Below are 26,633 nucleotides of genomic sequence, written 5' to 3'. Positions count from 1 at the left end.
CTAAGGTGCGCACCTTTGTTTTGCTGGAGACAGGCATGAGCGCCGCTGACAAGAATCCGCTGCATGGCGTGACACTGGAAAACATCCTCACCGCGCTGGTCGCGCACTACCAATGGGACGGGCTGGCGCAACGCATCGACCTGCGCTGCTTCAAGAGCGACCCGAGCATCAAGTCGAGCCTGACCTTCCTGCGCAAGACGCCGTGGGCCCGAGAGAAAGTCGAAAGCCTGTACCTGAAGATGCTGCGCGATATCAAACGCGGGCAGTAAGGCGATGACCGCGCGACACTGGACCGGCGCGGCGGCCTGCCTCGGCTGGTTCGGCCTGGCGATCCAGTTGTACCTGGTGCTGTGGGCGCGCTGGCAGGACCAGGCCAGCCTGTTGGGCGGGCTGGTCAATCTCTTCGGTTTTTTCACCGTGCTGAGCAATGTGTTGGTCGCCACTGTGCTGACCCAGGCGGCGTTCGGCCGTGAGTCGGCGGCGCGGCGATTCTGGTTGTCGCCGTGGGTAGGTTCCGGCGTGCTGGTCAGTATTGTCTTCGTCGCTGTGGCCTACAGCCTGTTGCTGCGCCATCTCTGGCAGCCCGAGGGCTGGCAATGGCTGGCGGACGGCTTGCTGCACGACGTCATGCCGGCGTTGTTCGCGGTGTATTGGTGGCTGCGGGTGGAGAAGGGCACGTTGCGGCTCAGGCATCTGGCGGCTTGGCTGCTTTACCCGCTGGGGTATTTCGGCTACGCGCTGTTGCGCGGCCATTGGGTCGGGTTTTACCCGTACCCGTTCATCGATGTGGCGACCTTGGGCTACCCCCAGGTAGTGCGCAATGCGCTGACGATGCTCGGCGCGTTTATCGTCCTCGGCGTGTGTGTCATTGGCCTGGACCGCTGGCAGGGCAAGCGCCTGGCGCGAGCCAGGACGCAGCCCTGATTGACTTACGCCGTCACTCGTCGGCGGTGCCGTCCAGACGCCAGTAGGCGGCAGCCTTGAGGCGGTCTTCCGACACGCCTTTTTCTTCCAGCAGCAGCGCCTTGGCCTTGCGGGTCAGGGCCTTTTCCAGCGCGACCCAGGCGTACAGTTCGCCTGGCGGCAGGCTCACTTCGGCCAATACCTCCAGCACATTCTGCTTGTGCCGCTCGATCCAGATCACCTCGACCTCGGCCTTGCTCGGCAGCGGCTGGCGTTCTTGTGCGTCTTCAATTTCAACCAGCACCAGCACCTTGCGACCGGCTGATAATTCTTCCAGGCGGCGACCGATGGCCGGGATCGCGGTTTCATCGCCCACCAGCAGGTAGCTGTCGAAGATATCCGGCACCACCAGCGAGCCGCGCGGGCCGGCGATGTTCAGTTTCTGGCCGGGCGCGGCCTGGGCGGCCCAGGTCGAGGCAGGGCCGTCGCCGTGGAGGACGAAGTCCAGGTCCAGCTCGTTGTTGGCCAGGTCGATGCGCCGCGGGGTGTATTCGCGCATGGTCGGCTTCACGCCTTCCTTGGGCAGGTCGACGGCGTCCATGGCCGCCTGTTCTTCGGCGTTGTTGGCGAACAGCAGTTTGACGTGGTCATCGCTGCCGAGGCTGATGAAGCCTTGCAGTTGCGCGCCGCCGAGGGTGATGCGGCGCATGCGCGGGGTCAGGTCGACGACCCGCAGCACGGTCAACTGGCGGTGTTTGATCTCGTGCATGACGCGGTGGATGGTGTTTTCGCTCACAGTCATTCGGATGGCTCCTGGGAAGGGGAGGTTGCCGGGCCGGCAACGATGGCTTTCGCGGTTTGGTTGAGCAGGTTGCGCACCCGCTCGATTTCTTGTGGGTTCCAGCGCCCGCTGTGCATCTGCAGGGCATGGCGCAGGTTGTGGACGGCTTCGTGGATCTCCGGCGGACGGTCATGCCCGCGCAGCGAGCGCTTGCTGACTTCGATGCGCATGCGCACGCCGTCGAGCGCCACGGCCTGGTCTTCGAGGGATTGGCGCCCGGCGTCGGTGGCGCGGTAGAGCTTTTTGCTGCCGTCGATTTCGCCGCTGATCAGTTCGCTTTCTTCGAGAAAGGTCAGGGTCGGGTAGATCACGCCCGGGCTCGGGCTGTAGTTGCCGTCGAACAGGCTTTCGATCTGGCGGATAAGGTCGTAGCCGTGGCAGGGCTGCTCGGCGAGCATCGCCAACAGCAGCAGTTTCAGGTCACCCGGAGCGAAGACCCGGGGGCCGCGGTCGCCGCGTTCGCGACGGCGTTCGAAGCCCTCGGATTCGCGGGGGCCGTGGGGGAAATCGCGCATGAGGTTTCTCCTGTGTGCTTACGATATGTCTCAAGATATTACTCAAGATATATCTTATTGCAAGCGGGAGATTGGTTTGGTCAGGCCTCATGCGGCTTAAAAGGACGACGGAGAACTCAATTTGCCTGGGTAACACTCGACCCTGGCTCAGCCATCAGCGGCGGCGCGCAGAGGGTGTTGCCGCCCGGTTTCAGGTACGGCAGAAGAATCGGCGCCATGCCCTTGAGCACTTGCACCGGCAGCGCCGAAGTGAATTTGAACGCTTCGGCCGCCCGGCCCGGCACGAAGGCGGTGAGGGTGCCGAAGTGGTTATCGCCCAGGTAGAACACGAAGGTCGCCGTGCGGTTCAGCGAGCGTGAGCCGATCAGCCGGCCACCGGCGCCGAAGCTTTCGATGCGGTTGTCGCCGGTGCCGGTCTTGCCGCCCATGGTCAGCACGGTGCCGTCATCGAGCTTGAACGCCCCGGACACACGCCGCGCCGTACCGGCATCGACCACTTGCGACATCGCCCCGCGCAGGGCCTGCGCGACTTCCACCGAAAGCACCCGTTCGCCGCGGTCGGGGTCACCGGCCAGGCTGGTTTCGTAGGGGGTGCCCGCGGCGAAATGTAGCGTGTCGATCCGCAGCACCGGCAGGCGCACGCCATCGTTCTGGATGATCCCGACCAGTTCGGCGAGCGCTGCCGGGCGGTCGCCGGAGCTGCCGATGGCGGTCGCCAGCGATGGCACCAGGTGATCGAACGGGTAGCCGACGCGTTTCCAGCGCGCATGGATATCGAGGAATGCCTCGACTTCCACCAGGGTGCGGATGCGGCTGTCGCGGGCGCCCTTGTGCTTGCTCTTGAACAGCCAGCCGTAGACTTCCTGACGCTCGAAATGGCTGGCCAGCACCGCCTCCTGGAAACTCGCGCCCGGGTGTTTGAGCAGATAGCCGACCAGCCACAGGTCCAGCGGGTGGGACTTGGCGATAAAACCCTGGTCAGGCAGGTCGTACTTGCCGGGACCGTAGGCCAGGTACAGGTCTTCGAGGCGGCCATCGCTCAGCGGATCTTTCTTGCCGGCCAGCGGCTTGCTGACCAGGCCTTCTTTTTTCATGTGGGCGCGGACGAAGGCGTTGAAGGTGCTCTGGTCCGCTTCGGGGAACAGGTAGCGGTGCACGGCGGCCAGGCGAATCGGGGTCGCCCGCAGGCCGTCGAGGAAGGTGTCGAGGCGTTCCTGCGAGGTTTTGCGCTGGTATTTTTTCCAGAACCGGCGAAGGAAGTCGGTGCCTTCGCGGTCGGCGAAGCGCGCCAGGTATTCCTGACGCCGCGGCTCGGCATCGTCCTTGAGCAGCGCGGAACTGTTGCCCGGCGCCTGGTAAGTGCTGTAGCGCACCAGATCGCGCATCAGACGGATGAAGGGCAGGTTGATCGACTCGCGCAGGGCGTCTTTCAGCGTCGGAATACGACCGTTGTCTTCCTTGCGGAAGTTGTTGAACACATGCAGGCCGCCACCGGTGAAGAACGCCTCGCCGGGGCTGGCCGAATACTTGCGCTCCAGCGCGGCATCGAGCATCGCGGTGATGTTGCGGTCCTTGTTCTGGATCAGGTAGTCGATGGCCCAGCGGGTGATGAAGTCGACATCGGTCACTTCGACTTTCTTCAGTTCCGGCACCGACAGGCCGCCGTAGCGGTCATGCAGCTCGGAGATGATTTCCAGATAACTGGTCAGCACCCGCAGCTTGGCGGTGGAGCCCAGCTCCAGCTTGCTGCCTTCGTTGATGTCGAAGGGCTGGTCGGTGCTGTCGGTCTGTACCCGTACCCGCGAACCGTCGGCGGTGCGCTCCATCAGGGTGAAGCTGTAGCGCACCTGGGTGGTGCTGGTGGGGGTCAGCAAGCGTTCGCCGAACAGCCCCATTTTTTCGGCGAAGGCCGGGTCGGCGAGGTTTTTCAGGTAGTCGCTGACCTGGGTCTGCAAGCCCGATTGCAAGGTGCTGGTGGCCGACAGGTCAAGGCGGTCGAGGTCGTACAGCGGCCGCGCGAGCATGCTCGAAAGACGGCTGCGGGCGACACTGATGCCCTTGTTGGTGACGATCGGCACGATGGTCGGCTGGGCCACCCAGTCGCGGTAAATCGCCTTGCTGGCCAGAGCGGCGTCGGCCAGTGGCTGGTCGATGATGTTGCCCGCCGCCAGCAGGCGGATGTGGCTGTCGGTCAGCACCGCCAGTTCATTGCGGCCCTTGGCCAGGAAGTGCGAAGGACGGCGCTGGGCGATCATCAACGAAAGTACCTGGCGCAGGGCCAGACCACGGGCGGCGAGGGTTTCCGGATCGGTTGCGGTGGAAGCCAGCAGGCGGTTGACCTCGGCGAAATCGGCGCCGTACCAGACACGCAAGCCCTCGGCCATGCCGTGCACTTCACCGTGGCCGGGCACCGCCGAGAGCGGCACGCTGTTGAGGTAGTCGCGGACGATACGCTGCCGTGCTTCCAGGGTTTGCGGGCCGTCCTGGTAGGCGCGCACGCTGGCGGAAATCATCTGGCGGATCTTCTCGCCGCCAGACGCCGTCAGGCCGTCCGGCGAGTGGCGGTATTTCTCCAGTTGGGTGGCCAGGGTGCTGCCGCCCGCCGACTGGCCGGGCAGGGCGAGGTACTTGGCGATCTGGGTGTAGGCCGCTTTGGCGAAGCGCGGCCAGTCCACCGCCGGGTTGCCGTTGGGGTCGTTGGGATCGAGCAGGTCGCGGTTCTCGATGAACAGCAAGCTGTGCACCATCACCGGCGGAATAGAGGCGAAGTCCGGATAAAGGTGTTGCGGGTACTGGTACTGATAGAGCACATCGCCCTTGCAGTCGGTGATGCTCAGGCCGGCCTGAATTTTCTCGGTGTAGGGTACGAAAAAGCCCCGATCAACGTAGTTCATCAGTGCTGGAGAAAAGCGAGTCTGCTCCACCACCACGTAGTCCCGCTTCAGCAGGCGAGGAATGAATTCTCCGAGAGCGCTGTAGCCCAGACGCTTATCGAACGGCCCTTCGCCGGGGTAGACCATGGCGTCGGTGGGGCCCTTGTGCATCGAATAGCTCAGGGTCGCGGCGAACTTGCTGAACTCGCGGGATTGCAGACGCGAACTCTGCATTTCCTTGGTGGCGGCATAGCCCAGCAACGCCAGCGTGACCAGCACGATCAGGGCGATCAACCACCACAAGTAGCGTAGGCGGGAGCGGCGAGGCGGCGGCGTTTCTTCCGAATTTTCTGCGGGGGCTAGGGTATTTCCGTGATCCGAGTGCCACTGTGCGCCCATAGTCTTAAGCCCGGTTTTGTCTTTTTCGTCTTGCTTGCCTGAAGCTTAGACGCTGACCGGAGGCGGTGAAAAAATTGTTGAGAGCTGTCAGTTAATTCCTAAAAACGAGTCAGAAATCATAGGTTTTGCGCGTCATATTGGCCGCCCTATTTTGGTGCCAAACTTCCCGCAATCAATGAGCGATCCGCGCTTTGTGGTGAAAGCCACTCCACAAAAGCTGTTCTGGCCGAGACTTCCCGCCAAATATCCCGCTGTTTACAGTGAAAACACCTGCATTCGCCTCCCTATACTGCTGGCCCTTTCGCTCTGCGGGCACCTTGACTGCCCGCGGACGGGCTCACCCACAAGGTCGAGCCCGGCGAGGCACCGCGTCCTGCCTATCGGCGATGCGTCTGCCTGCGTGATTGCTCATATCCAATAACAAAATGAGGTTGTATCACCATGCCAGTCGGCAACCCTTCTCCTGCCGAGACCGTCCAGGGCGGTCCACTCAAACGGGAACTCGGCGAACGCCACATTCGCCTCATGGCCCTCGGCGCCTGCATCGGCGTCGGCCTGTTCCTCGGTTCGGCCAAGGCCATTGAAATGGCCGGCCCGGCGATCATGCTGTCCTACATCATTGGCGGCCTGGCGATCCTGGTGATCATGCGGGCGCTCGGCGAAATGGCCGTGCACAACCCGGTGGCCGGGTCCTTCAGCCGCTACGCGCAAGATTATCTCGGCCCGCTGGCGGGCTTCCTGACCGGCTGGAACTACTGGTTCCTCTGGCTGGTGACCTGCGTCGCGGAAATCACCGCGGTGGCCATTTACATGGGCATCTGGTTCCCCGACGTCCCGCGCTGGATCTGGGCCCTGGCGGCGCTGGGCAGCATGGGCGCGATCAACCTGATCGCGGTCAAGGCCTTCGGCGAGTTCGAATTCTGGTTCGCCCTGATCAAGATCGTCACCATCATCGCCATGGTCATCGGCGGCATCGGCGTCATCGCTTTTGGCTTCGGCAACGACGGTGTCGCGCTGGGCATCGGCAACCTGTGGAGCAACGGCGGCTTCATGCCCAACGGCGTGACCGGCGTGCTGATGTCGCTGCAGATGGTGATGTTCGCCTACCTCGGCGTGGAAATGATCGGCCTCACCGCCGGTGAAGCGCGCAACCCGCAGAAGACCATCCCGCAGGCCATCGGCTCGGTGTTCTGGCGCATCCTGCTGTTCTACGTCGGCGCGCTGTTCGTGATCCTGTCGATCTACCCGTGGAACGAAATCGGCAGCCAGGGCAGCCCGTTCGTGATGACGTTCGAGCGCCTGGGCATCAAGACCGCCGCCGGCATCATCAACTTCGTGGTAATCACCGCCGCGCTGTCGTCCTGCAACGGCGGCATCTTCAGCACCGGGCGCATGCTCTACAGCCTGGCGCAGAACGGCCAGGCCCCGGCCGCCTTCGCCCGCACCTCGCGCAACGGCGTGCCGCGCAATGCGCTGCTGCTGTCCATCGCCGCCTTGCTGCTGGGTGTGTTGGCCAACTATCTGGTGCCGGAAAAAGTCTTCGTCTGGGTGACCTCGATTGCCACCTTCGGCGCGATCTGGACCTGGGCGATGATCCTGCTGGCGCAACTGAAATTCCGCGCCGGACTGAGCGACGCCGAGCGTGACCGCCTGCAATACCGCATGTGGCTGTGGCCGCTCAGCTCCTATCTGGCGCTGGCGTTCCTGGTGCTGGTGGTGGGCCTGATGGCGTACTTCGAAGACACCCGCGTGGCGCTGTATATCGGCCCGGCGTTCCTGGTGTTGCTGACGGCCCTGTATTACGGGTTCAAGCTGGCGCCGAAGGGTGAAGAAGGCGGGCTGGTACGCCCGGCCTCATAACATCGAAAACCTGCAGGAGCGCGCTGGTCCGGGCGCTCCTGCACGGATCAGGCTGCGGGGGCCGGCACCACCCGCGTCAGCCGTTTGTTCCAGTCCAGCCACACCGCCAGCAGCATCATCAATCCCACCCCCACCAGTGCACTGAACACCTGCATCGACCAGTGTTCATCGCCCAGCGCGTTGGCCATGTCCGCCAGCGGCGCCAGCAGCACGCCGAAGCAGAACACTTCCAGCGAATACCGACCCATCCGGCAGCTTTGCCGCGCCAGCCAGTTTTCCAGCCATGCGCCTGCGGGCAGCAAACGTGCGGTGCAGTAGGCGAGGGCCAGGAAGTGCAGCAGCCGCGCCGGTGACAGGTTGGTCTTGCTGATCGGGTACAGCCACTCGGCCAGCACCTTCGGCATGAAGGCGTCGTGCACCTCGGGCCAGCGCCACGACAAGGCAATCAGCGCACACAACAGCAAGTAGCCCGCCGCGACCATGAACAACGGCTGCCGCCACACCGGCCGCAGCTCCGGCGTGTGCTCGCGCTGGGAATGAATCGCCACCGCGCCGCCAAGAATGAACAGCAGTTGCCAGGCCAGCGGATTGAAGAACCACACCCCGCCTTCCTGCGCCGCCAGGTTCCACTGGAACATCGGCGCCATCAGGTACAGCGCCACCGAAAAGCCCACCACGTATTCCGCCCGGCGCAGCATCAACGGCAGCACCAACGGCAGCCCGAGCAACAGCAGGATGTACAGCGGCAACGGGTCCATCAGGTTGGGTTTGAAGCGCAGCAGCAACTCGTCCACCAGCGCCTGCTGCGGATTGCCGAGGAAATAATAGAGGCCCATTTCCTCGATCATGTCGCGGGTTTCGACGTGGTTGTTGGCGACGAAGACAATGCCCATCAACAACACCAACAGGAAGATGTGCACCACATACAGGACCCAGGCGCGGCGCAGGATGCGCACGCACGCGACGACCCAGCCGTCGCGCAGCGCCACCTTGCCGTAGGCCAGCACCGCGGCGTAGCCGGCGAGGAAGACGAAGATTTCCGCCGCATCGCTGAAGCCGAAATTGCGCACGGTGAGGTTGGCCAGCGGGTTGCCGGGGATGTGGTCCCAGAAGATGAAGACCAGCGCCAGCCCTCGAAAAAAGTCGATCCGGTGATCGCGCCCGTTAATCATGATGAAGGCTCTTGAAGAAGGGTGTTTCAGTAGAGGATCAGCGCAGGCGATCTGCGGTTCCGCGCCGCTGACCTTTGCCGATCAGTGGCGCGGAGGGTGGGGAGTTTTGCCGGATATTGCAACGACGGCGTGTTACCGAATGTCTCTCAGGCGGCCTCGGCGTTCGGCTCGAAACTGTCCGCCCGGGCCATCGCCCACATGTGCTGGTAGAACTCGCCGCTGACCTCGCCGCTGAGCAACTCGCCCGGCTTGAGGAACACATGCAGTTGCGAGAACAGCTTGATCTCGGTGGCGGACTTGCGCCGCACCAGATGTTTGGCCTCCAGTTGCGCCGGGTGGTCGAGGCCGGCGGCGGCGAGCATTTCGGCCAGGGCCTTGAGGGTGTTGCGGTGGAAATTGAACACCCGCTGGGCCTTGTCCGGCACCACCAGGGCGCGCTGGCGCAGACCGTCCTGGGTGGCGACACCGGTCGGGCATTTGTTGGTGTGGCAGCTTTGCGACTGAATACAGCCGATGGCGAACATGAAGCCACGCGCGGCGTTGGCCCAGTCGGCGCCGATGGCCAGCACGCTGGCGATGTCGAAGGCGCTGACGATCTTGCCGCTGGCGCCGAGCTTGATCTTGTCGCGCAGGTTCAGCCCGACCAGGGTGTTGTGCACGAACAGCAGGCCTTCGCGCAGCGGCACGCCGATATGGTCGGTGAACTCCACCGGCGCCGCGCCGGTGCCGCCTTCCTTGCCGTCGACGACGATGAAGTCGGGCAGGATGCCGGTTTCCAGCATCGCCTTGGCGATGCCCATGAATTCCCACGGATGGCCCAGGCAGAACTTGAAGCCCACCGGTTTGCCGCCGGACAGTTCGCGCAGTTGAGCGATGAAATGCATCATCTCGATCGGCGTCGAAAAGGCGCTGTGCCGCGACGGCGAAACGCAGTCCTCGCCCATCATCACGCCGCGGGTCTCGGCGATTTCGTGGGTCACCTTGTGCTTGGGCAGGATGCCGCCGTGGCCGGGTTTGGCGCCCTGGCTCATCTTGATTTCGATCATCCGCACCTGCGGGTTGCGCGCCTGTTCGGCGAAGCGCTCGGGGTCGAAGCGGCCGTCGGCGGTGCGGCAGCCGAAATAGCCGCTGCCCAGTTCCCAGGTCAGGTCGCCGCCGTGTTCGCGGTGATAGGGGCTGATGCTGCCTTCGCCGGTGTCATGGGCGAAGTTGCCCAGCTTGGCGCCGAGGTTCAGCGCGCGAATGGCATTGGCGCTCAACGAGCCGAAGCTCATCGCCGAGATATTGAACACCGACGCCGAATACGGCTGGGTGCATTGCGGCCCACCGACGATGACCCGGAACGCCGACGGATCGCTCAGCGGCGCCGGGCGCATGGAGTGGCCGATAAACTCGAAGCCGGACTGATAGACATCGATCAGCGTGCCGAACGGCTTGTCCGCCCCCTCGTTCTTGGCCCGGGCGTACACCAGCGAGCGCTGCGCGCGGGAGAACGGCAGGGCATCGCTGTCGGATTCCAGCAGGTACTGGCGGATCTCCGGACGAATACCTTCGACCAGGTAGCGGATATTGCCGAGGATCGGGTAGTTGCGGCGCACCGCATGGCGCTTCTGCAGCAGGTCGAACAGGCCGATCAGGCTGAGAATCGCGGTGGCGAGGGTGAAGGGCCAGAGCCATTCATGGTGCATGAACGGCAGGCTGGCGAGGGTGAACAGGACGCAGGCGGCGAAGAAGGCGTAGCGGCTCAGAAGTGACAGGCTCATACGGTTTCCTTTGTATTGGCACGGTCAGGCAAGCCGTTAACCATATAGCCGATAGGGAAATGAAGCCAGTCAGGCGCCGCGAATCAACCGGTCGCGCAGCGCGGCATGATCCTCGTCCGCGACCTCCGGCCAGTACTGCACCGCCCCGGCCACCAACGCCGCGACCGGTAGGCCATCGCGGTACAGCAGCCGGTTGCCGGCCAGCGCCGGGACTTTGCTGCCGGGCAGCAAACTGCCGCTGAGGTTGAGCGGGTCGCTGCCGCTGACCGCCACCAGGCTGCCGTCCAGCGGACGCCGGCGCACCCCGCGCAGTACGGCGATGGCTTCCGGCAGGGCGAACTGTTCGCCGGCCAGGCCGCTGACGAAGCGGCCGCCACGGATTTCGCCGCGGGCTTCCAGGCGGTGGAAGGTGCGCAGCAGCTCGCGCCAACTCGGCAGCCAGTCGGCTTCGCGCTCCAGCAGGCGCCAGAACACCACGCCGTAGCGGCGCAGCAAGGTCCGGGCGATGTGTTCGCGGACCGCTTCGCTGTCGTCGGACGCGGCACTGCGGCGCAGCAGCGACCAGCGCCCGGCGTCCTCCATGCCGCCGAACAGCGGCCCGCGTCCGCGCCGGCTGCTGTGGGCCTGGCGTTTGCTGGCGGGGGTGATCAGCGCGCGCAGGCCGGCGAAGCTGTCGGCGCTGACCAGCCCGGCCGCCACCAACTCTTGCAAGGCGGTTTCCAGTTCGGTGGGCAACAGGTGGGCGTCGTCGCGCAACTCGTCGAAGAACAGCGCACCGTGCTGGCTCAAGGCGCCGTGGACTTTCTGTGCCCGTGGCGACAGCGCTTCGAGGTCGAAGGGCTGACCGAGGCCCTGCCAGATCCCCAGGCGGCTGCGCGGCAGCAGCACCAGCGGCGTGCTGCGCAAGGTGCTGGCGGCGGCTTTGCCGCTGGGGGCCAGGCGCGCCCAGACGAATTTGCCGGCGCGACAGGCTTCGTCCAGCCAGCGCGGGCTGTAGTCGCCAAGGCGTGCGGGCAGCAGGTCGTTTTCCCAGGCGCCGGCCGCCGCCGCGTAGCCTTCGAATTGCTCCAGCACTTCGCCAAGGGCGGCGTTGCCTTGCAGGCGGCTGCCGCTGGACAGGTGCTGCCAGTCGAACAGGAACCGCATGAAGTCCTGCAGGCTGACCGGCTCGATTTCCCGGCGCAGGCGCTTGAGGGTGTAGCGGTGGATACGCGCCAGCAGGTGCCGTTCGCACCATTGCTCGCGGGGTTCATCGGGGTGGAACCGGCCGCGCATGACATAGCCTTCGCCTTCCAGGCGGGCGAGGGCCTGCTGGATGACCGCGAGGTTCAGGTGCAGCGGCGCGGCGATCTGTTCCGGGGCCAGCGGACCGAAACCGCTCAGCCGGGCGCGCAGCAGTTCCAGCACGGCGCTGTCTTCCTCCACCACGGCATCGAAGCCCGGCAGTGGCGCGACGGCGGGTTGCAGTTCGGCGTGTGGGTACACCGCCAGCAGCCCATTCAGGCGCTCGCGGGCAAGCCACAGACCGGCGCCGTCCGCCAGTTGCAGGTGGCAGGCGCGGCCGCTTTCGGCGAGGGCGTCCAGCCACTGCGCCCAGTCGGGATTGGCGGCCACTTCCGCGTCGCTGATGGCCGCCAGGCTCATCAGTGCTTCATGCATTTCGTCGCTGTTGCCGGGTGCCGGCCAGGCTTCCAGCGCCACGGCGGCAATGGCATCGCGGTCGAGGGCGCCCAGTTCGTCAGCGCTTTGCGGCTCGCTCCAGCGCCGGTTGAGCACGGCCTGGGTGCGCCGCTCTTCCAGCGGGGCGTCGTCAAGGAAGGTGTAGGGACGGGCATTGAGGATCGCCGCCGCCAGCGGCGACGGCGCGGGCAGGTCGCGGCAGATCAGGCGGATGCCGCCCGCTTCGATGCGCCGCAACAGGGCCAGCCAGCCGTCGGCATCCATGGCCTCGTGCAGGCAATCATCGAGGGTTTGTTCCACCAGCGGGTGCTCCGGCACTTCGCGCTCGCCGGCGAGGTTTTCCAGGCAGGCCAGTTGATCGGGAAACACCGCGGCGGTCAGGTCTTCGCTGCGCATGCGCTGGATCTGCGGAGCGATTCGCTTGCCGCCGGCAAAGCGCGGCAGGGCCAGGGCGACCCCGGCATTCCAGCGCCAGCGCACGCCGAACAGCGGCGCGTCGAGCACCGCCTGGATCAGCACCTGCTCGGCGCTGGCGCTGGGCAAAAAGCGCCAGACGTCTTCCAGCGGAAAACTGTGGCCCGCCGACAGTGAAAGGATGATCGCGTCTTCGCTGGCCGCCGCCTGCAATTCGAAGTTGAAGGTGCGGCAGAAGCGCTTGCGCAGGGCCAGGCCCCAGGCGCGGTTGATGCGGCTGCCGAACGGCGAATGAATGATCAGTTGGGTGCCGCCGGATTCATCGAAAAACCGCTCCATCACCAGGGTGTCCTGGGACGGCAGGGCGCCGAGGACCTGGCGGGTCCGGCCGAGGTAATCGAACAGTTGCGCGGCGCTGTCCGCGCCGAGGCCGAGGGTCGCGCCGAGCCAGTCCAGCAGGGGTTGTTCGCGGCCCTGGTGGTCTTGCAGGCAGTGGTCGATTTCGCCTTGCAGGCGGGCCACAGCGCGGGACAGTTCATCGCTGCGCCCCGGCGCTTCGCCGAGCCAGAAGGGGATGTTCGGCGGCAGGCCCTGGGCGTCCTCGACCCGCACCTTGCCCGGCTCGACGCGGAGGATGCGGTACGAGGCGTTGCCGAGCTGGAAGATATCGCCGGCGATGCTTTCCACGGCGAAGTCTTCGTTGACGCTGCCGATGTTCAGCGCCTGCGGCTCGAGCATCACCGCGTAGTCGGCGTTGTCGGGGATGGTCCCGCCGCTGGTGAGGGCGGTCAGTTGGCTGCCGCGTCGGCCACGCAATTCGCCGCTCACGGCGTCGCGGTGCAGGTAGGCGCCGCGTACACCCTGGCGACCGCTGTAGCCCTCGGCGAGCATGCGCAGCAGCGCTTGATAATGTGCTTCGTCGAGTTCGGCGTAGGGCCGGGCGCGCCGGAAACAGTCCAGCAGCGCCTGTTCCGGCCACGGCTGGCAACTGACCTCGGCGATGATCTGCTGGGCCAGCACATCCAGCGGCGCCTTCGGTACATGCAGTTCGTCCAGCTCGCCGCGGCGCACGCAGTCGAGCAGGGCGACGCATTCGATCAAATCGTCGCGGGTGGTGGCGAACAGTCGGCCCTTGGGCGTGCCTTCGACCTGGTGACCGGAGCGGCCGACACGTTGCAAAAAAGCGGCGATGGAGCCGGGCGAGCCGATCTGGCAGACCAGTTCGACTTCGCCGATATCGATGCCGAGTTCCAGCGATGCGGTGGCCACCAGCACTTGCAGCTCGCCGCGCTTGAGGCGCTGTTCGGCGTCCAGTCGCGCTTCTTTTGCCAGGCTGCCGTGGTGCGCCGCCACCGCGTCGCGGCCGAGGCGTTCGCTGAGGTGCCGGGCGAGGCGCTCGGCCAGTCGCCGGGTGTTGACGAACACCAGGGTGGTGCGGTGTTCGAGGGCCAGTACCGCAAGGCGGTCATAGACGCGCTCCCAGACATCGTTGGCCATCACCGCGCCGAGGGGCTGCGGCGGGACTTCGATGGCCAGGTCGCGCTGGCGCGCATGGCCGATGTCGACCACCGCGCAGGAGCGTCCCGTGCCCACCAGATAGTCCGCCACACGTTCCACCGGCCGCTGCGTGGCGGACAGGCCGATGCGTCGCAGCGGTTTGCCGCACAGGGATTCCAGGCGCTCCAGGGTCAGGCTCAGGTGGCTGCCGCGCTTGTTGCCGGCGATGGCGTGGATTTCATCGACGATCACCGTCTGCACGGTCGCCAAGCCCTTGCGCCCGGACTCCGAGCCGAGCAGCACATACAGTGACTCGGGCGTGGTCACCAGAATGTGCGGTGCCTGCCGGCGCATGGCGCTGCGTTCTTTTTGCGGGGTGTCGCCGGTGCGCACGGCGGTGCGGATGGCGGGAACCGGCAGACCGAGCTGCTCCAGTTCGGCACTGATGCCGGCCAGCGGATTTTGCAGGTTGATCTGGATATCGTTGGACAGCGCCTTGAGCGGCGAGACGTAGACCACCCGGGTTTCGTCCGGCAACTGGCCGTCGTTGGCCAGGCCCTGTGCGAACAGTTCGTCGAGTACCGCGAGAAAGGCGGTGAGGGTCTTGCCCGAGCCGGTCGGCGCGGCCACCAGCAGCGATTCACCGTTGTGGATCAGCGGCCAGGCCTGCGCCTGCGCGGCCGTCACCGTGGGGAAATGGCGGCGAAACCAGTGGCGGACAGCCGGGTGGAAGAGGTCCAGCACCGGATGGTTGTGGGCGGGCAGATTCATTCGCTGTTTATGCGTCCTCTATCCGATGCTTGCAAGGTGCCACTGGTCAGTTGCGGCATGGCCGTGGGATCCTTGCCGGCCCTTTTTTTCGCTGTGAGCTGTCGCCATGAGCAAGACCATCCGCATCGCCGCTGCCCTGTTGATCGACCCGCGCGGGCACACCTTGCTGGTGCGCAAGCGCGGCACGCAGGCGTTCATGCAGCCGGGCGGCAAGATCGAGGCGGGTGAAGCACCGGTGGCGGCGCTGGCGCGGGAGTTGTTCGAAGAACTGGGGCTGCGCATCGATCAGGAGCAGGCCGGCTATCTCGGCAACTTCAGCGCACCGGCCGCCAATGAGCCGGGCTTCGAAGTGGTGTGCGAGCTGTTCCGCGTCGACACCGCTGAGACCGTGGTGCCAGCGGCGGAAATCGAGGAAGCGCTGTGGGTGGATGCCGAGGCGGCCGAGCGGCTGGTGTTGGCGCCATTGACGCGGGACCTGATCCTGCCGCTCTACCGAGGCGTTTGACTGGGCGGGGCGCCTTACCTGACCACACTCACCCCGTCGAGGGTGGAGAACGAGGTGTCTTTGGCGGTGAGCAGGAAGTCGCGCATGTACGGTGCGTCCAGCATGTCGGTGCGGATCGCGGCGTACAGCGTGGCGAACAGGCCTTTGTCGCCCAGGCGCTTGCCCTTCACATAACCCCGCGAGCTGTATTCGTGCAGCGCCCAGTGCGGCATGCCGCAGACGCCGCGGCCGCTGGCCACCAGTTGCATCATCATCACCGTCAGTTCCGCCGTGCGCACCTGCCCCGGTTCGACATCGGCCGGCTCGAGGAAGCGGGTGAAGATGTCCAGGCGGTCGCGCTCCACCGGGTAGGTGATCAGGGTTTCCGTGGCCAGGTCTTCCGGCACCACATAGGGTTTGCTCGCCAGTGGATGCTGGTTGGCTACCGCCAGCATGGCTTCGTAAGTGAACAGCGGAACGTAGGTGATCCCGGCCAGGTCCACCGGGTCGGACGTCACCACCAGGTCGAGGTCGCCGCGGGCCAGGGCCGGCAGCGGGGCGAAGGCGAAGCCCGAGGCCAGGTCCAGTTCGACTTCCGGCCAGGCATCGCGGAACTGGTCGATGGTCGGCATCAGCCACTGGAAGCAACTGTGGCACTCGATCGCCATGTGCAAACGCCCGGCGGTGCCGCCGGCCAGCCGGGCGATGTCGCGCTCGGCGCCGCGCAGCAGCGGCAAGGTGGCGTCGGCCAGTTGCAGCAGGCGCAGGCCGGCGCTGGTGAAACGGATCGGCTTGGTCTTGCGCACGAACAATTGCATGCCCAGGCGCTCTTCCAGTTCCTTGAACTGGTGCGAAAGCGCCGACTGGGTCAGGTGCAGGCGGTCAGCGGCGTCGACCAGGCTGTCGGCCTCGCGCAAGGCGTGCAGGGTTTTCAGGTGGCGGATTTCGAGCACCCGGATTCTCCATGAGTAATATTTGAGTGAAAGTCGAATTGGTTGAGTTTGTCTCATGATGAGCGGGCTGTCGACCACAACGTTTTAGACGCCAGCAAGCCGGACCGCTCTGCAACGGCCCGGCTTCGGGTTTTGGCGATGTGCCGTCGATCAGTCGAACAGCGGGGCAAAGTGCTTGTGCGCCAGCACCTTGCCGATATCTCCGCGCCAGATCCGTTCCGCCGACTCGCCCTGGCCTTGTTGCCATTGCAGACCACGGCGGCGTTGCTCAGGAATTTTCAGATGGGCCTTGGCGAAGCTGGCGAACCCCGGATTCGCCGAGGTGTAGTGAAAGTGCGCGTACCACAGGGGACACGGTGGGGTGCGGGTCAGGTCGCGTATTTCGTACTCCAGCAGGTATTCGGCACGGCCCTCGGCGCGCTTGGGCACCTGAGTCATTTCGCCGACCTTGATGATGTCCACCGACTGGTGCTCCAGCAGGTAGTCCAGCATCCCTTCGCTCGGGGTCTTGCTCGCCAGCGTCTGACGGATGCGCAGTTCCCGTCCTTGTGTCACCAGCTCATCCGCCTTGGCCCGGAGTGTCTCGAGCAGCGGCGCCTGCGGGTCCTGTTCGGCGATGAGCGTGGCGCGGGTGCGAAGCTCGCCGGCTTCGCTGACCAGCAGGTGTTCCAGGTCTACCGGCAACATGTTCTGGCGGGCGTAACCCTGAACCTTGGCGGTGTAGGCGGGGAGGTTGTCCAGGCGCTCCCGGGCTTCGCGCATGAGTTGCTTGAGGTCACTGGGCGCGCTCGCGGGCGCGGGCCTTGGATTTTCCAGGCGCCAGCGGCCTTGCGGGCCTTCGACATAGATTTCGGTGTTGTTGTTGATCCCGGGAATGGTCATGCGCCGCTGCCTGTCGGCATGCTCCTCGATCCCCATCAGCACTTGGTTGTCCTCGGTTTCGAACAGTCGACGCGCGGGTTGCGCCGGGCCGGGTTGGCGCGTCTGCGTCGGGAATGCGGACTTCTTTCTCCAGCGTTCGGCCAGTTCAGTGATATGGCGCAGGCCCTCCAGGAAGGGCTCGACATGGGGCTGATCGAAGAATTGCGGGTAGCTGGCGTTCCAGGCCAGAAAGTCGCGGTGATAGTTCTGGTAGGTTGCGTGGCAGTCCTGAAGTACGCGCTCGCGCTGGGTCGCACTGGCGCGCACCTCCGTCAGATGGAGCTGGTTGTTCAGTGCACGGTCAAGCCGGCTGCGGCTTCCGGCGATCCCCCGTTGGAGCAGGATCCAGGAAACATCGATGGCGGCTTCGTAACGGTTGACGATTTCCAGGTAGTTGCCGACCTTCAGGAGCTCGGTGGTGGCCTGGCTGAATTTCTGCTGCACGACTTCTACGTCTTCCTGCACGTTGGCACGCTGTTCGGCCACGGTGATGCGCTTGTTCCAGGCCTCGACCTCTTGCATCACCCTGCTGGTTTCGTCGAGCTTCTTCACCAGTTTCAGGCGCACCTGTTTGCGTTGTTGCAAGAGCAGCAGGTGGCGCTGGATGTCCATGACGGGGGTGTTTTCTATCTCGCTGCCAATCGCATCGATTCGCTCCAGATGCGCCAGCGCCTTGGGTTTGATGATGTTCAGCTCGTTGAGCCTGCGATCGACCTGCAGCCAGGCAACGCGGCTTTGCAGCCCTTTCAGTCGGGTCCGATTGTTGCCGGTGCTCAACTGGACCAGTGCCTCGAGGTCGGGGTACAGCTCGGTGGCGATTTCTCTTTCCTTCAGGTAGCGGGCGCGCAATTCGATGGTCAGCGCGTTGCGTGCCTCCGGGTCGACTGTCTGGTTGAAGCGGTTCTGCTGCGCCTGGGTGCCCGAGTTGAGGTTTTGCAGTTCGTACAGCCTCCGGTCGGCGCTGATCTTGAGGGCTTGCTGGCGACGCAGGACCGGGTCGGTCCACCAGCGTGGCAGGTGTCGGCGGATGGCCGCGGGCCACAGCGGGTCGGCGAATTCGGCCAAATGCCCCAGCGCGGCGCCGCCCCCGGCTGCGGGGCTGATGATATTGACGCCATAGAGCGCGCCGTGGGTGTCCCAGTTGCCAAAACCGTCGAGGGCGACCGGCTGTTTGTACGCGGAGTTGGCTTTGCCGGTCAGGCGCCAGGTATGCCGGCTTGCATCGAATATCACCGGATAAACCCGGCCGCTGTTGAGGATGAACGTGCCTTCGGTGTGGCGGTAGATACCGCGATAGATACCCTCGGTGCCTGGCGTCAGGCCGACCAGTGACAGTTCCCCCGCGTATTCGTAGCCGCTGAAGCGATCCACGGCGGTACGTCGACGCCCGCCCGGCGCGGCATGCAAGTGGCCGCTGGCGACCAGTTGTTTCAGTTGCCGTTGGTGGATCCGCGCACGTGCCGGGCCGGGTTTGAGGCTGGCGCCGGGCAGCAGGTCCATGGCGGCGTCGATCAGCGATTGCAGGAGCGATTCAAGCGCTTCCAGGCCCTCGGCGACCTGGTTGTGGAGAAAGGCCGCCACGGCCCGGTTGGCGCTGGTCCAGGCGTCGTAGAGTGCGATCACCGTGCCCGCGAAAGGCAGCACGCCCAGCGCCATTTTGATGTAGTCGAACACCCTCCCGCTCTCCAGCGCGGCCAGCTCCAGGCGCAGTTCCCGGTTGGAGCGCGAGGTGCTGCGGTGGGCCTGGATCAGGCGGCCCAGGTGCGCGTTGAGTTGCAGCGCCGCCAGCGAAGCGGTGGCCGGCCAGGCCTGCTCGATACCGATCAATCCGTCGAAATGACGAACGCAGGCCTCGTTGATACGGCTGACGTGGTAGTCCACCTCGCCCTCCAGCGCCCGGTCGGCCAGGTACGCCGCGATGCTGCTGTCGAACGCCAGGTTGAACAGCGCGATGCGCGCACTTTCCAGGCTGTCGTACTGGCGCAGGAAGATCGCGTCAGGGCAGTCAGGCAAATACAGCAGGGTCAGGCCGCTGACGCTTTCGTGGATGAACGTCACGCCGGACAGCGGCGTATTGCGATCGCCGGTGTCCTCACCGCCCGGCATCAGCATCGCCGGCAACAGGCTGACGCGTTTGCCGCCGGTATTGAACGCTTCGCTTGAACTGGCATCGATGGTCAGCGACAGGAGCTCATGCCCGGCCTGGGTGATATGGCGCTGGTGCCGGGCCGCTTCGCCGCGAATCGCCAGCATCAGCCGGATAGGCGCCAGCAAGCATTCCTGACGGTATTGCTGATGGAAAAGGGGCGCGTCCGCGGCGCCCAGCAAGGCATCGCGAATGCGTTGCTCGTAGCGCCCGGCGAGGTCCAGTTCGCTGACGAAGCGGCGCAGGTATATGGCATCCAGGCCGGAGGCGAGCGTGGACTGGTCAGCGGAGTCGCCCTCCGTGAGTACCAGCCCCATGAACTGCAGGCGGTTGGACATGCTGTGGTCGATGTTGCCCAGGGCCAGTTCCTGGAGGCTTATCAGGCTTCTGCTTTTACTGGGTTTGAGGACGAGCGTGAGCGGCGTCCCCGGGGCGCCTGATCCTGCAATCGCTTCCCTCACGAACTGGGTCGAATCGGGCAAGTCGAGATGAACCTGCACGGCACTGCCAAGGGCGAAATCGCGGATCAGGCGGGCGGTGACCTGTCGCGTGGCGAAATCCTCGCGGCGGGGAAGTTCGCGTTCCAGCAAGGCCTGGGAGCGTCGCGCGGCAGGTACGCAGGCCTTGATCAGGGCCCTGAATGACTGACGTTCGGAAGGCGCCAACTGACGCAGCCATTCGGGTTGTCCGCGGTTCAGGGCCAGGGATCGGTTTTGTTCAAGGAAGCGCTCATAGGCCAGGTCGCGAGCGGTATTGACCGGGACGTTCAGTTCATCGAGGACTGTGCGCCGCAGTTCCTCCCGTGCGCTCTGGTACTGCGCTTCATCGTTTGCGGCAAAGCGCTGGCGCAGTTCGAGCGCGGCCTGTTCGCAAGCGGCCAGTTGGCGTTGCAGGCCATAGTCGAACGCGTCCCCGACCAAGGGCGTGAGCAGCAGTTTGCGGGCGTCGTCGCTCGCCGACAGCTTGAAGAATTCGCGCTCCAGCGCCGTCACTGAAGCGAACTGCTGCAAGCCGCCCGCGCTGCCAGGCCAGAACAGCAACAGCGGGCGGTCAGCCACGACGGTGTTGGCCTCGGTGCCGTGGGCGATGACCAGCACACCGTCCAGCGCTTGTGAGGTGATCTGTTGGTCGTCGCCGGTCATTTGCAGGGTCAGCGCGGCCGCAACCACCGGGATGCCGCGCTGCGCCGCAGTGGGTGAGCGGAGCAGCGCTTCGAGCATGTGCCACTCGTCGTCGCCGAGCTGTTTCATGGCGTGTTGGACAGCGGCCTCGGCGTGCAGGCCGTCCTGGCGCGCCTGTTTCAGGTCGGCGTAGGTGTCCTGGGCCCGGCTGCGCAGTTCGTGTAGCCAGGCGGTGTCGAGTAACGAAGAGGCCGCGCTGTCGGCGCGGCTCTGCGCCATGGACAGGGCATTGAGCGTTTCTCTGAGTGATTGCAGTGTTGGCGAATCAGGGTCGTCCTGCTCGCCTGCCAGGGCTTCGAAGGCCCGCAGTTGCTGTTTGACCATGCCCAGGCGGGTGCTGAGCGCGATGTCCTGGTACAGGTTGCCAAAGTCGGTGTGGCGAGGGGATTCGCCATCGTCGGCAGCGTTGGCCAGCGAGTGAAACAGCGGCGGTTCGGCGAACAGGGTGTTGCTCGCTCGCGCGTTGTCGTAGGCGTCGACGGCGGCAAGGGGCGCGCTCGCGGTGGCCGCCGGCTCGGCGTCGCTGTTTTGTTGCAGGGGAGTGAGATAGCCAGCCCGCAGATGCCCCATCAATTGCCGGAAGGCGGCATCCAGCGGCGCGTCCTGGACTTGGTAGTCGATGGTGTTGCGCGGTCGCAGCTCGTTGCTGGTGTAGGACCACAGCAGGCGCTGGCGGTGCAGAAGCTCGCTTTCCATCGCTGCCCGATCGGCAAACACCTGCAGCGCGGGGGTGTACGACGGCAGGTAGAGCACGTGGTCGGTGCCCTCGCTAGCGACAGTGATGACCAGCGCGCCCGGCAGCCTGAGCCTGCTGCCATCGGCCAGAACCAGTTGCAGCGTCTCGAAACCGCTGGACACGGCTGGTGTATCGGGGCGCGGGAGCGCCGTTTGTAGCGCTTGCCACTGGCGTGCGGTCAGCGTGCCATCGGCCACGGCGAGATCGCAGGCCGCCTGGAAGTGCGCGTGATACTGCCGCGCCGCCCAACTGCGCCGGGACAGCGGGGTGCCGGGCGCCCGGCCATTCCAGTAGACGATCCACTGTCTGTTGAGGCTGCTGCTGAGTTCCAGGGTCTTGAGTGTCTCCAGCAGCGCCGTTGGCGACAGGCCATGCAGCGGGTGATCCGCGGGCAGGCCAAAGACGTCACTGGCCTGGTTCAGGGTCGGGTCCAGCGGAAACTGCAGGACGAATACGGCGGCTTCATCAAGGCACAGGCGCTGCCCGGTGTGGAAGCGCAGGCCGGCAAGGTCGCTGTCCAGGCCCCAACGCTCGGTGATCTGTTGCCTGATCGCGCCACGGATTGCGGGAAGCTCGCTGAACAGCTCGAGCATGTGCTTACGGCATTCGTGCCAACGCGCCGAGGCGCTGGAAAACAGGTTTTCATCGTGGGGGAGGGGGGCGTCGAGATTCTGTTCAAAAGCGAAGTCGATCACGGTCAAGGTGTCGACGTGGTCTGGGGCGGGCATCGGGTTTACCTCGGGCTCGGCGAAAACAGGCCGTACTGGCGCTGTGGTCGGCGGATTTGAGGTCAAGCCGGGGAAGGACGGGCGGTACATAGGTATCCGCTCGGCGAGGTTCATGAAATTGTCACGGAACTGTGGCAGCGCGCCGGCACAAACATCATCACACTCGCGCTCTACTGGGGATTTCGTTTTCGGTGTTTTTCCATGCGGTTGTATTTATTTCTCCTGGCGCTGCTGAGCGCCTTTCCGTCGTTCGCCGCGCCGCGTTGCGACGTCCATGCGCCGGTCGAGCAGGCCGAGCTGAAGCAGGTCAGCCTGGCCTACCAGAGCGTCGGGCGCAGCACCGACCCGGCGCTGTTGCTGGTCATGGGGCTGGGCGGGCAGTTGATCCACTGGCCTGATGAAGTGGTCGAGGCCCTGTGTCGCCAAGGCTTCCGGGTGATCCGCTACGACAACCGCGATGTCGGTCTGTCGCGCTGGAACCAGCCGCCCGCCGATGCCAGCCTGACCTACGAACTGGTGCGCTATCGCCTCGGCCTGTCGGTGAGTGCGCCCTACACCCTCGAAGACATGGCCGAGGACGGCCTGGAGCTAATGCAGTACCTCGGCGAAAGCCGCTTTCATGTGTTGGGCGTGAGCATGGGCGGGATGATCGCCCAGCACCTGGCGGCGATGGCGCCGGAGCGGGTCGAGAGCCTGACGCTGATCATGTCCAGTTCCGGTGCCCAGGGCCTGCCGGCGCCGAGCGCGGCGCTGATCCAGCAACTGGCGCGGCGCGGCGCGCCCAACCGCGAGGTGGCGATCGAGCAACAGGCGGACCTGCTGGCGGCGCTGGGCAGCCCGCGGGTGCAGGATGATCGTCAGGCGTTGCTGCAACAGGCGGCGGTGTCCTACGACCGCGCATTCAACCCCGAAGGGGTCAAGCGCCAGATCATGGCAATCCTCGCCGAACCCAGCCGGGTCGAGTTGCTCAACCGCCTGCGGGTGCCGGCGCTGGTGGTGCATGGCACCGCCGATCCGCTGCTGCCGGTGATGCACGGGGTGCACCTGGCGGCGCATATCCAGGGCAGCCAATTGGCGTTGATTCCCGGGTTGGCCCACCGATTCCAGGAACCGTTCAAGGCCGCGCTGCTGGCGGCGGTGCTGCCGTATTTACAGGCGCACCGCAATGATTACAGCCATCTCGCCCAGCGTTAATGAAGGCGTACCCAGACACTCACCAGGATCGCCGCCGCCACCAGCCACGCTAGCGCGGCGAGGGCCAGTGAGGCTTCCAGGCGCAGGCGGTCGACGAGGAAATACAACGCCGCGAGGTAGACGAAGTACGGAATGATCGACCACATGCCGAACACGATGGTGGTCTTCAGGTCGTCCAGCGAGCGCCCCTTGCCGACGATGTAGTGGGCGATCAGGGCGAAGGTGGGAAACAGCGGCACCAGCCCGGCGATGTAGTAATTGCGGGTCTTGGCCAGCATCGCGAGGATCACCACCACGGCGGCGCCAAGGCAGGCTTTGAGTATCAGGTCCATGTCGTTTCCGCCTTGTCAGCCGAGGCCGTATTTCTTCACTTTGTCGAACAGGGTGGTCTTGGCCATGCCCAGCTCCTGGCTGGCCTGGCTGAGATTGCCCCCAGTGCGTTGCAGCGCGTCGCTGAGCAGGTTGCGCTCGAAGGCTTCCACCGCCTCGGCAAAACCCACGCCCTGGGACGGGCTGGTGCCGCTCTTCTTGAACGCCGGCAAGCCGAGGGCGAAGCGCTCGGCGACGTTGCGCAGTTCGCGCACGTTGCCCGGCCAGTCATGGCTCATCAGGCGCGACAGGGTCTGGCTGTCCAGTTGCGGCGCCTCGCGGTCGAAGCGCAGGGACGACAGTTGGAGGAAGTGTTCGAACAGTTGCAGGATGTCTTCGCGGCGTTCGCGCAGCGGCGGCAGTTCCAGGGTGACGACGTTGAGGCGGTAATACAGGTCGCTGCGGAACTGGCCGCTCTGGCCGAGGGCGTCGAGGTCGGACTTGGTCGCGGCGATCACCCGGCAATCCACGGCGATGCTCTGGTTCGAGCCGAGGCGTTCGAGGGTGCGCTCCTGCAACACCCGCAGCAGTTTGATCTGCAGGTTGATCGGCATGCTCTCGACCTCGTCGAGGAACAGCGTGCCGCCATTGGCGTGCTCGATCTTGCCGATCCGCCGCTTGCCCGCGCCGGTGAAGGCGTTGGCCTCGTGGCCGAAGATTTCGCTTTCGAACAGGTTTTCCGGCAGGCCGCCGCAGTTCAGCGCGACGAAAGGCTGGGACTGGCGCCGGCTGAAGTCGTGCAGGCAGCGCGCGACCAGTTCCTTGCCGGTGCCGGTCTCGCCTTCGATCAGCACGTTGGCCGAGGTGTCGGCGACGTTGGCGATCAGTTCGCGCAGGTTCTGCATCGCCGGCGAACGACCGATGATGCGGCCTTCCAGGGTGCTGCGCTCGGCCAGTTGGCGGCGCAGGGCGAACACTTCCCGGGCCAGGCCACGTTGTTCGAGCGCGCGGCGGACCACGTCGACCAGGCGCTCCGGCGAGAAGGGTTTTTCCATGAAATCGTAGGCGCCGTTGCGCATCGCGCCGACGGCCATGTCGATGTCGCCGTGGCCGGTGATCAGCACCACCGGCAGGCTGCTGTCGCGGGCCTTGAGGCGGCTGAGCAGTTCCAGGCCGTCGATGCCGGGCAGGCGGATGTCGCTGACGACGATCCCGGCGAAGTCGTCGCCGATCCGCTCCAGGGCCTGTTCGGCACTGCTCACGCCTTCGCTGGCGATGTCTTCCAGGGCCAGGGCCTGCTGGCAGCCGAGCAACACATGCGGGTCGTCTTCGACGATCAGGACGGTAAGGGGCGATGGGTTCATAAGGACTCGGCGGGTTCAGTGGCGGTTTTGACCAGCGGCAGGCTGATGACGAACGCGGTGCCGCCGTTGGCGGGGTGTTCGACGTTCAGGCTGCCACCAGCGGCGGCCGCGAGGCTGGCGGACAAGGTCAGGCCCAGGCCGAGGCCATGCTCGCCCGGTTTGGTGGTGAAGAACGGTTCGAACAAATGCTTGCGGGCTTCGTCGTCGATGCCGTGGCCGTTGTCGCGGACTCGCAAGCGGTATTTGTCGTCCTGGCGCTCGCCTTCCAGCCAGAGCTGCGGCAGCGGCACCGTGGCCATGGCGTCCAGGGCGTTGCCGATGAGGTTGACGAGAATCTGTTCCAGGCGGGTCTGGTCGATGGCCAGTTGCTGGTCGCTGTAGTTGCTGTGCAGCTTCAGGTGGCACCCTTCGATGCGCGCATTGAGCACTTGCAGGGTAGCCTCGACGGCCTTGCTCAGCGAGGCCTGGCCGCGGTCGTCGCCGCGCCGGGCGAAGGAGCGCAGGCTGGCGGTGATGCGGCCCATGCGGTCGATCAGGTCGTTCATGGTCAGCAGGTTGGCGCTGGCGATTTCCAGCGAGCCGCGTTCGAGGAAGCGCACGGTGTTGCCGGACAAGGTGCGCAGCGCGGCCAGCGGCTGGTTCAGTTCGTGGGCGATGCTGGTGGACATCTGGCCGATGGCTGCGAGTTTTCCGGCCTGCACCAGTTCGTCCTGAGCGTGGCGCAGAGTCTGCTCGGCCTGGCGACGTTCGCGGATTTGCGCTTTCAGGCGGTCGTTGCTGGCGCGCAGGTCGGCGGTACGTTCGGCGATCTTGCGTTCGAGCTGGTTGTTGGCTTCTTCCAGCGCCTCGCGGGCGGCCAGGCGGGTGGCGATCACCTTGCGCCGCTCGTTCCAGGCGATGGCGAGAATGGCCAGCAGGGCGAAAGCCACGGCTACCAGAACACCCTGGATGATCGATTCGCGGCGCAGGTCCTGCAGCGGCGTCAGCAGGGTGAAGTGCCAGGGCGTGTCGACCAGGCGGCGAGTCTGCGCCAGGTAAGCGACTTCATGGGTGCCGTCATCGAGCCGGGCGTTGGCCGGGAAGGTCAGTTTCTCCAGGTCGTCGCCGAGTTTTTCCCGGCCCAGCGGTTGCAGCTCGTTGAGCGAGAACCAGTAGTACTGCAGGCTGCGGGCCAGGCGTTCCTTGAGTTCCGGGTTGAGCGGACGCACTGACTTCAGGCGTCGGGCCGGGTCGCTGGAGAGGATGATGATGCCGTTCTCGTCGCTGACGAAGGCTTCCAGGCGGGCGCGTTGCCAGCGTTCTTCGAGGGGTTCCAGGCGCACCTTGATCACCGCCACGCCAATGATCTTGCCGTGTTCTTCAAGACCGTGGGCCAGGTAGTAGCCCGGCTCGCCGGTGGTGCTGCCGATGCCGTAGAACCGTCCCGGCTGGCCGCGCACGGCGTCCTGGAAATAGGCGCGGAACGACAGGTCTTCACCGAGGAAACTGTCGACATCGCGCCAGTTGCTGGAGGCCTGGACCCGGCCGGTGGTGTCGAGGACGAAGATCGCCCGGCTGCGGCTGCGCCGGTTGAGGCCTTCGAGGTATTCGTTGACCACCTGGCGGTGTTCGCCATCCGGTTCGGTCAGCAATTTCGAGACGCTGTCTTCCAGCTCCAGCAGGCTGGGCAGGTAGGTGTACTTGCTGATTTCGCTCTCGACGGTGCGCGCGTGCAGCTCTAGCTGGCGCTCGCCGTTGTCGCTCAAGGTGCGGATGCCGTTGTGTTCGCTGACCATGAAGCCGGCGACGCCCAGTCCGATCGTCAGCAGGAGGATCAGTGGGGGAATGATGAGCTGGCGAATCAGGCGGGGTTTCACGGCAAGGGCAGGCTTGGCTGGGCGAAAGAGCGTGGGGTCGCATTTCATCACAGTGGCCTTATGACGACCAGCG

General features: G+C 65.2%; 16 protein-coding genes. 5 read left to right on the top strand and 11 right to left on the bottom strand.

Going from position 1 to position 26,633, the window contains the following annotated elements; translation table 11 throughout:
• Positions 1 to 35 precede the first annotated feature (35 nt).
• Both NTD88_RS13610 and NTD88_RS13605 read left to right on the top strand, forming a co-directional pair.
• Positions 36 to 269 (top strand): VF530 family protein, encoded by a 234-nt coding sequence (locus NTD88_RS13610; protein ID WP_262128318.1) that lies wholly within the window; start codon positions 36 to 38, stop codon positions 267 to 269.
• A 4-nt stretch (positions 270 to 273) separates the two neighbouring features.
• A complete protein-coding gene (locus NTD88_RS13605) occupies positions 274 to 924 on the top strand; it encodes a Pr6Pr family membrane protein (RefSeq protein WP_262128319.1) in 651 nt (216 codons plus the stop codon).
• A 13-nt stretch (positions 925 to 937) separates the two neighbouring features.
• Here the strand turns inward: NTD88_RS13605 and NTD88_RS13600 are convergent, their stop codons facing one another.
• The 3 genes from NTD88_RS13600 to NTD88_RS13590 form a co-directional block, all read right to left on the bottom strand.
• Positions 938 to 1,705, bottom strand: coding sequence for a siderophore-interacting protein (locus tag NTD88_RS13600; RefSeq protein WP_262154386.1), 768 nt, complete (start codon positions 1,703 to 1,705; stop codon positions 938 to 940).
• A complete protein-coding gene (locus NTD88_RS13595; protein ID WP_095154865.1) occupies positions 1,702 to 2,259 on the bottom strand; it encodes a PadR family transcriptional regulator in 558 nt (185 codons plus the stop codon). Before NTD88_RS13595 ends, NTD88_RS13600 begins: the two co-directional genes overlap by 4 nt.
• Before the next feature lie 116 nt (positions 2,260 to 2,375).
• Positions 2,376 to 5,531: a transglycosylase domain-containing protein gene (locus tag NTD88_RS13590; RefSeq protein ID WP_262154385.1), complete on the bottom strand. Its 3,156-nt coding sequence runs from the start codon at positions 5,529 to 5,531 to the stop codon at positions 2,376 to 2,378.
• Between the two features lie 441 nt (positions 5,532 to 5,972).
• On the opposite strand from NTD88_RS13590, the gene NTD88_RS13585 reads away from it, so the two are divergent.
• Positions 5,973 to 7,391 carry an amino acid permease gene (locus NTD88_RS13585; protein WP_110972506.1) on the top strand — a complete coding sequence of 473 codons (1,419 nt, stop codon included), beginning with the start codon at positions 5,973 to 5,975 and terminating at the stop codon, positions 7,389 to 7,391.
• Positions 7,392 to 7,438: 47 nt separating this feature from the next.
• Here the strand turns inward: NTD88_RS13585 and NTD88_RS13580 are convergent, their stop codons facing one another.
• The 3 genes from NTD88_RS13580 to NTD88_RS13570 form a co-directional block, all read right to left on the bottom strand.
• Positions 7,439 to 8,563 carry an OpgC family protein gene (locus tag NTD88_RS13580; RefSeq protein WP_262154383.1) on the bottom strand — a complete coding sequence of 375 codons (1,125 nt, stop codon included), beginning with the start codon at positions 8,561 to 8,563 and terminating at the stop codon, positions 7,439 to 7,441.
• A 146-nt stretch (positions 8,564 to 8,709) separates the two neighbouring features.
• On the bottom strand, positions 8,710 to 10,326 hold the full coding sequence (locus tag NTD88_RS13575; protein WP_262154381.1) for an FMN-binding glutamate synthase family protein: 1,617 nt from the start codon (positions 10,324 to 10,326) through the stop codon (positions 8,710 to 8,712).
• 69 nt (positions 10,327 to 10,395) lie between these two features.
• Complete coding sequence (locus NTD88_RS13570) at positions 10,396 to 14,688, bottom strand: DEAD/DEAH box helicase (RefSeq protein ID WP_262154380.1); 4,293 nt, start codon at positions 14,686 to 14,688, stop codon at positions 10,396 to 10,398.
• A 106-nt stretch (positions 14,689 to 14,794) separates the two neighbouring features.
• Between NTD88_RS13570 and NTD88_RS13565 the strand changes: the two genes are divergently transcribed.
• Positions 14,795 to 15,193, top strand: a complete 399-nt coding sequence (locus tag NTD88_RS13565) for an NUDIX hydrolase (protein ID WP_095154871.1) — start codon at positions 14,795 to 14,797, stop codon at positions 15,191 to 15,193.
• A gap of 14 nt (positions 15,194 to 15,207) precedes the next feature.
• Here NTD88_RS13565 and metR read toward each other — a convergent pair whose 3' ends face one another.
• Together metR and NTD88_RS13555 are read right to left on the bottom strand one after the other, a co-directional pair.
• Positions 15,208 to 16,125, bottom strand: coding sequence for a transcriptional regulator MetR (metR, locus tag NTD88_RS13560; RefSeq protein WP_095154872.1), 918 nt, complete (start codon positions 16,123 to 16,125; stop codon positions 15,208 to 15,210).
• 150 nt (positions 16,126 to 16,275) lie between these two features.
• Complete coding sequence (locus NTD88_RS13555) at positions 16,276 to 21,837, bottom strand: dermonecrotic toxin domain-containing protein (RefSeq protein ID WP_262154378.1); 5,562 nt, start codon at positions 21,835 to 21,837, stop codon at positions 16,276 to 16,278.
• A 201-nt stretch (positions 21,838 to 22,038) separates the two neighbouring features.
• On the opposite strand from NTD88_RS13555, the gene NTD88_RS13550 reads away from it, so the two are divergent.
• Positions 22,039 to 23,031, top strand: coding sequence for an alpha/beta fold hydrolase (locus NTD88_RS13550; RefSeq protein ID WP_262154376.1), 993 nt, complete (start codon positions 22,039 to 22,041; stop codon positions 23,029 to 23,031).
• On the opposite strand, the gene NTD88_RS13545 is transcribed toward NTD88_RS13550, so the two are convergent.
• Genes NTD88_RS13545 through NTD88_RS13535 form a run of 3 tightly spaced genes read right to left on the bottom strand, consistent with a single transcriptional unit; the run spans position 23,028 to position 26,608 of the window.
• Positions 23,028 to 23,354 carry a GlpM family protein gene (locus tag NTD88_RS13545; RefSeq protein WP_177454403.1) on the bottom strand — a complete coding sequence of 109 codons (327 nt, stop codon included), beginning with the start codon at positions 23,352 to 23,354 and terminating at the stop codon, positions 23,028 to 23,030. The two genes, NTD88_RS13550 and NTD88_RS13545, sit on opposite strands and share 4 nt — an antisense overlap.
• Before the next feature lie 24 nt (positions 23,355 to 23,378).
• Complete coding sequence (locus tag NTD88_RS13540; RefSeq protein ID WP_095154876.1) at positions 23,379 to 24,704, bottom strand: sigma-54-dependent transcriptional regulator; 1,326 nt, start codon at positions 24,702 to 24,704, stop codon at positions 23,379 to 23,381.
• The gene (locus NTD88_RS13535; protein WP_262154375.1) at positions 24,701 to 26,608 is read right to left on the bottom strand and encodes an ATP-binding protein; all 1,908 of its coding nucleotides are present in this window, start codon (positions 26,606 to 26,608) and stop codon (positions 24,701 to 24,703) included. Before NTD88_RS13535 ends, NTD88_RS13540 begins: the two co-directional genes overlap by 4 nt.
• Between the last annotated feature and the right edge of the window lie 25 nt (positions 26,609 to 26,633).

This window comes from Pseudomonas sp. 20P_3.2_Bac5 (genome assembly GCF_025466035.1).
Taxonomy (GTDB): domain Bacteria; phylum Pseudomonadota; class Gammaproteobacteria; order Pseudomonadales; family Pseudomonadaceae; genus Aquipseudomonas.
The sequence above is the reverse complement of the archived record's forward strand: the minus strand, read 5'-3'. Positions and strand labels throughout refer to the sequence as shown.

Bases quoted from the DNA above. Each gene is read 5' to 3' on its own strand.
- NTD88_RS13575 (WP_262154381.1), bottom strand. From the start codon at position 10,326: ATGAGCCTGTCACTTCTGAGCCGCTACGCCTTCTTCGCCGCCTGCGTC.
- NTD88_RS13570 (WP_262154380.1), bottom strand. From the start codon at position 14,688: ATGAATCTGCCCGCCCACAACCATCCGGTGCTGGACCTCTTCCACCCG.
- NTD88_RS13600 (WP_262154386.1), bottom strand. From the start codon at position 1,705: ATGACTGTGAGCGAAAACACCATCCACCGCGTCATGCACGAGATCAAA.
- NTD88_RS13555 (WP_262154378.1), bottom strand. From the start codon at position 21,837: ATGCCCGCCCCAGACCACGTCGACACCTTGACCGTGATCGACTTCGCT.
- NTD88_RS13605 (WP_262128319.1), top strand. From the start codon at position 274: ATGACCGCGCGACACTGGACCGGCGCGGCGGCCTGCCTCGGCTGGTTC.
- NTD88_RS13550 (WP_262154376.1), top strand. From the start codon at position 22,039: ATGCGGTTGTATTTATTTCTCCTGGCGCTGCTGAGCGCCTTTCCGTCG.
- NTD88_RS13580 (WP_262154383.1), bottom strand. From the start codon at position 8,563: ATGATTAACGGGCGCGATCACCGGATCGACTTTTTTCGAGGGCTGGCG.
- NTD88_RS13565 (WP_095154871.1), top strand. From the start codon at position 14,795: ATGAGCAAGACCATCCGCATCGCCGCTGCCCTGTTGATCGACCCGCGC.
- NTD88_RS13585 (WP_110972506.1), top strand. From the start codon at position 5,973: ATGCCAGTCGGCAACCCTTCTCCTGCCGAGACCGTCCAGGGCGGTCCA.
- NTD88_RS13535 (WP_262154375.1), bottom strand. From the start codon at position 26,608: ATGAAATGCGACCCCACGCTCTTTCGCCCAGCCAAGCCTGCCCTTGCC.
- NTD88_RS13540 (WP_095154876.1), bottom strand. From the start codon at position 24,704: ATGAACCCATCGCCCCTTACCGTCCTGATCGTCGAAGACGACCCGCAT.
- NTD88_RS13610 (WP_262128318.1), top strand. From the start codon at position 36: ATGAGCGCCGCTGACAAGAATCCGCTGCATGGCGTGACACTGGAAAAC.
- NTD88_RS13595 (WP_095154865.1), bottom strand. From the start codon at position 2,259: ATGCGCGATTTCCCCCACGGCCCCCGCGAATCCGAGGGCTTCGAACGC.
- NTD88_RS13590 (WP_262154385.1), bottom strand. From the start codon at position 5,531: ATGGGCGCACAGTGGCACTCGGATCACGGAAATACCCTAGCCCCCGCA.